The sequence below is a fragment of the Bacillus sp. SRB3LM genome (assembly GCF_015712745.1).
Lineage (GTDB): Bacteria > Bacillota > Bacilli > Bacillales > Bacillaceae_G > Bacillus_A > Bacillus_A thuringiensis_K.
This window is the reverse complement of sequence record NZ_VWVQ01000032.1, coordinates 1-4,766: the sequence shown is the minus strand read 5'-3', so window position 1 is coordinate 4,766 and position 4,766 is coordinate 1. Positions and strand designations below refer to the sequence as shown.

The following is a 4,766-nucleotide window of genomic DNA, read 5'->3' as shown; positions in this document are numbered from 1 at the left end:
GTCCGCACTCATCATTAAATGGAATAACTCCGTATCAGTATTCAAAATCAATTGCATAATCTATTTCATGTTCCAGTTTTTCTTGACCAGGTCAAAGAAACCGTAGAAGGTTTGGCATATAGATCATGCTCTGCCAGACTTACTGTCATGACGAAAGAGTTTGATTCAAAGAAGTGGATCGTATTGCGATTCAGTCTTCTGTTTACAACCTTTAGGAGGGATTTAAGATTAAAAGATTTCACCATCTTATCAGATAAAACAATCTATAAAAATCTGAAGTTTTTTCAATCATTAGGAGAGAAGTTGACAAAAACACAGCGTATTTTCCCTAGAGAAAAGAATGGATCTTTTCGCTGGAATAAACAGCGAGTAAAGGTAGCTAAAATGTATAAATACAAGGCGAGTGCTAGAAAAGATTAATTGGACAAAATCTTAACTAAAATTATCCAAAACCACGGTGTTATCGATATAGAGGATTTGCAAATATCAAATATATTACAAAAATATAAATTAGCAAAAGCGAGTTGTACGATATCATGGTCAAAGTTTCGAACTATGTTGGCGTATAAAGAAAAAATGGTAAGGAAAACATTTATTTCAAACCAATTATGTTCTTGTCAAAACACAGACGTACAAAATATAAACCTACATAAATGAGACTACCCTTCTTGTCTTCCAAATCATAATAGAACCCTTTTACTTAGGAATCTCTCTGTTCTAACCGGAGTGAAACCGAAGGTAGTTCAGATATTGAATTATATTTTTAAAATTTCCAATTTATAAAGGTAAATTGACTACTAATCAAAAAATATAATGTTTTTTGTGCGTCTGTCCAAGCAGGATTATGATATGCTCATATAAATAAAATGAATATACAAATTCTAATAGTATGTTCGGAAACGCCTCTTTGTTAATAGCAAGTTGTTTGAAGGTTAGAAAAATTTAATGAATAAGGAGAGATTATCATGCCCTATTATGGATATGGTGACGGTTTTTGTAAAGTATATGGTTTATTTCAAGGAGATAAAATCCAAGTATTTTCAGGTGGAAGAATTATGGGGACAGGTTCATTTATTCGTGTAGAAGGCCCTATATTAGTTTGGGTTGATAGAAATGCAAATATGAATTTCACTGATTTACGAGTAAGCAGTGTACGTAAAATAACAGGCGGATGTTGTCCGGATAATGATGTAGATGTAGTTGTTAATGATTTTTAGAAAGTCGTCTTATACGTGGATGTATCATATTTATTTTTGTTAATTATAACGATTGTAAATCGATTGCCACTTATAAAATTTCGCATTAGTTAAAATGCCCATACCTCCACAAGGGTTTCTTTTTGGACCCTTGTTTTTCTTTCTCTAAATCGTGGATAACTCTATCATACTCATTTTAATTTTTCCAGGCATCTTTGTTTCAACTTAATGGCTCGAAAGCTACCTGTTCCCTTTAAAATTAAATATTTATAATTATCCTCTCCTAAATTTAAGCAACAATTTATAGCCTCTAGGGCCTCCTGATATTTTTTTAGATAAAATAGAATATTAGCTTTTATAAAATATAAATCCACATAATCTGGATAAATTTGGATCGCCAAATCTATACCACGCCAGCCCTTTTCAATATTACCTGATTCCATAATAATTGTATACTTTAATCGATATGCTATTGCAGGTGGTAAAGTTTCTTGCGCAAGAAATTTCAAAATTGCTTGGTTTATAAAATAAAATGCTTTTTCATAATCTTTTACACCATAATGTTCGGATGCCATATGATATTCAATCCATGGGGTATGATTTTGAATTTCTAACTCATTTTTAAGTATTTCTAAATTACGTTTTTTTTTTTTTACTTGTCACTCTTGAATTGAGGTATCCATAGTGTTTAATAGGGGTATTGAGAATTCCATATTGAGAAAAGTTCGGAGGAATACATAACGTCTCATGAATCTTATTTTGAAATCTGAGCTCAGCACCATTGCAAAACAATCTTGGCTGAAAAATCTGATAAATATTATTTTCTGCAACCGTATTTCCAACATAGTTTAGTATAGGTAAATAAAACAACTGTTCTTTTTTTTCATCTAAACTATCTTTTAAATTACTAATTCCATTTCCATCAAATTCCTCGTCTGCATCTAAACATAGTATCCATTTACTTTTTGCTAGTTGAATACTAAAGTTTCTTGCTTCAGAAAAATTATAGTTCCAAAGAAACTGATAAATATTTTTGGAGTATTGTTTGCAAATATCAATGGTACGATCACTGCTACCTGTATCAACAATAATAATCTCGTCTACTAGCTCCTTAATACTATTTAAACACCTTTCAATACTTTCTTCTTCATTTTTTACAATCATGCATAAAGAAATGGTGTTTTTTTTCAACGTTATTTCCCCTTTCATAATATGAATATTTTTTATTCGTGTTATATAAATATCGGAGATTCGTCCGCAATCTTACATCTATATTCAATTCTATTAGTAAATTAATTATTTTATTGCTGAATCCGTCTCCAAGCATTAAATGCAGTTGAGTTTACCCAAGGTGGACTAGCATGAATATTGTTAATTTTTTTTTGTATTTGATTCACGTTAAATAAAGTTTGATTTAATAAAGTTTGCAGTAACAGTTTACATCTTTTGTAGTATCGTGGTTCTAAAAGCTCATAAGTTTGTACGTATTTATAAATATATCTCAAAAAAGCTTGTATATTTTTTGAAAAATGTATAAATTGAGGATTAATCAAAATATTATACTTAACATCTTGCTGTATTTCGTTAATTTTTATGTTAAGATGATTAAATAAACTATGAAAAAGCCATAAAGATTCATATAATCTCTTATTTATCACTATATGCATATTCCTGCAACAGGATACGTGTTGCAATTGACTTAATATTTTTTTGAGTAATGCACAATGTTGTTCAATATAAAAAAGATAATGTTCTAAAATGGAATTTATGAATGTTTTTGTGTTAAATAAGCTCTCATTAACCATTTTCACCTCTCCCCATATATAAATTTGTTTCTTATTAGAATAAATTTAACAAATTAATGTTTACATGTGTTGAAATTTACCTATTCTCCACCAACATTAGTCAAGAACACTATTTTTAAATTTGTATATTAGCCAATACTACATAAAAATCGGCGAGAAATGCACTATATCTTTTGTAAAAAAATACATCTCAAAAATTCTATATAGACATTACAATAAAAACTAAAAATATTAGCTTGGAATATTTACCCATAATTATTCCTTATAGTTTATTATTTTCACAATTACATTTTTTGGAAATTTTATTACAATTTTGTTTACAACAGTTTTTCTTACAACGACAACCTTGCAAAGTACTTTTCTCACATACACAGGTACATCTATGCTCACATTCAGCTATAGAATTAACTTCTTCTAATTTCAATTGTAATAACATTTGAGACTTAACAATAGTCCTTAACGTATCATTGACACTTTTATTCATTGCTATATATTTAGAGACATCTAAATGTTTTATTTTTAAAAAATGTTGTAATTTTTCACCCTCAGCATTTAATATGTGCGATAAACCAATTTCCTCCATCGCAATGGAAGACAATAATAAATTAATTGCTTCATGACGCGTTAAAGAAATACATGGCGTAATATTAGGGATATTGGGAAGTGACATATAATCCTCCTTCTTAACAAAATGCTATCAGTAATTCTTATTTATCTTATGTTTTATTTTTAGGTAAGTTCTTTCAATCGTATGACTAATTATTCCTTATTTTTAAAGTATACGTTTATGACGTTAATGATGAATCAATTACACAAATAAATTTCCGCTAACAAATCCTTTACTTCATAGAGATACTCTCATGTTAAAATTTTAAGTTTTTTTCCTGCTAATAATTTTATATTTTCTTCTTATTTAAGCTACCATTAAACTATTTTTGGGTGAACACAAACTTCATGCTTTGTATAACATAAATGAAAACGAAGTTTAAGATACCACTTCGTTTTCACAGCATTTGCTAATAAAATTATTGCTAATTACATATAATTTAAATAATATTCAAATCGTGTTTTAATCGCACGTACATTACCAAAAGAAGCTTCAAAAACAAAATGACGAACTTACATTTTCACTTAACCTAATTTATAATAACAGGCATTGTTATAAATAAAATTCCCTGGATTCCAATGAGTAAAATCTAATCTAGATTGTCTTTATATTTTTGTAATTTCTGTCGAAAAATTCTTATACTTTGTATAAGAAAATCTAATTCATCTTCACTCACTGTTTCCCCATCTAAACTAAGAGCGTAATTTTTAGCTTCTAAGTTATCCTCTAGAGAAATTTTTTTTATATTATTTAAATTAGATACAATTAATAAATCTGTTATCTCAATTTTATAAACATCAGCAATTTTTGAAAGTAATTCTAAAGAAGGAGTATATACTCCCCGCTCTACTTTAGAAAGGTTACTGTAGTCATAATCGATTTTTTCAGCCAATCCTTGTAGTGTATCACCAAATTTTTTGCGCACTTCTTTAATTCTAACCTCCATCAATTAAACCTCCTTCCTCTACTGAAATTTCAATTCTACTTACTCTCATAAGTAGATAGGGTTTATATGAATGATAACTTATAAGCAATATATAATTCAAATGTTAATTTACACATTATGACCTGGTCAAGAAAAACTGGAACATGAAATAGATTATGCAATTGATTTTGAATACTGATACGGAGTTATTCCATTTAATGATGAGTGCGGAC

At 28.7% G+C, this 4,766-nt stretch carries 5 protein-coding genes and 1 pseudogene; 2 read left to right on the top strand and 4 right to left on the bottom strand.

Annotated features, from left to right (window positions below; genetic code table 11):
* Positions 1–219 precede the first annotated feature (219 nt).
* Together F3I02_RS33995 and F3I02_RS17175 are read left to right on the top strand one after the other, a co-directional pair.
* A pseudogene (locus F3I02_RS33995) lies at positions 220–654 on the top strand (transposase); the annotation flags it as partial.
* Between the two features lie 311 nt (positions 655–965).
* Positions 966–1,217, top strand: a complete 252-nt coding sequence (locus F3I02_RS17175; RefSeq protein ID WP_196477513.1) for a hypothetical protein — start codon at positions 966–968, stop codon at positions 1,215–1,217.
* A gap of 170 nt (positions 1,218–1,387) precedes the next feature.
* On the opposite strand, the gene F3I02_RS17170 is transcribed toward F3I02_RS17175, so the two are convergent.
* From F3I02_RS17170 to F3I02_RS17155, 4 genes are all read right to left on the bottom strand, one after another.
* Positions 1,388–1,771, bottom strand: coding sequence for a hypothetical protein (locus F3I02_RS17170; protein ID WP_196477514.1), 384 nt, complete (start codon positions 1,769–1,771; stop codon positions 1,388–1,390).
* A gap of 61 nt (positions 1,772–1,832) precedes the next feature.
* Complete coding sequence (locus F3I02_RS17165) at positions 1,833–2,387, bottom strand: glycosyltransferase family 2 protein (RefSeq protein ID WP_196477515.1); 555 nt, start codon at positions 2,385–2,387, stop codon at positions 1,833–1,835.
* An 876-nt stretch (positions 2,388–3,263) separates the two neighbouring features.
* Positions 3,264–3,671: an alpha-helical endospore appendage domain-containing protein gene (locus F3I02_RS17160; protein WP_196477516.1), complete on the bottom strand. Its 408-nt coding sequence runs from the start codon at positions 3,669–3,671 to the stop codon at positions 3,264–3,266.
* A gap of 526 nt (positions 3,672–4,197) precedes the next feature.
* Complete coding sequence (locus F3I02_RS17155; RefSeq protein ID WP_078401364.1) at positions 4,198–4,554, bottom strand: helix-turn-helix domain-containing protein; 357 nt, start codon at positions 4,552–4,554, stop codon at positions 4,198–4,200.
* Positions 4,555–4,766: the final 212 nt, after the last annotated feature.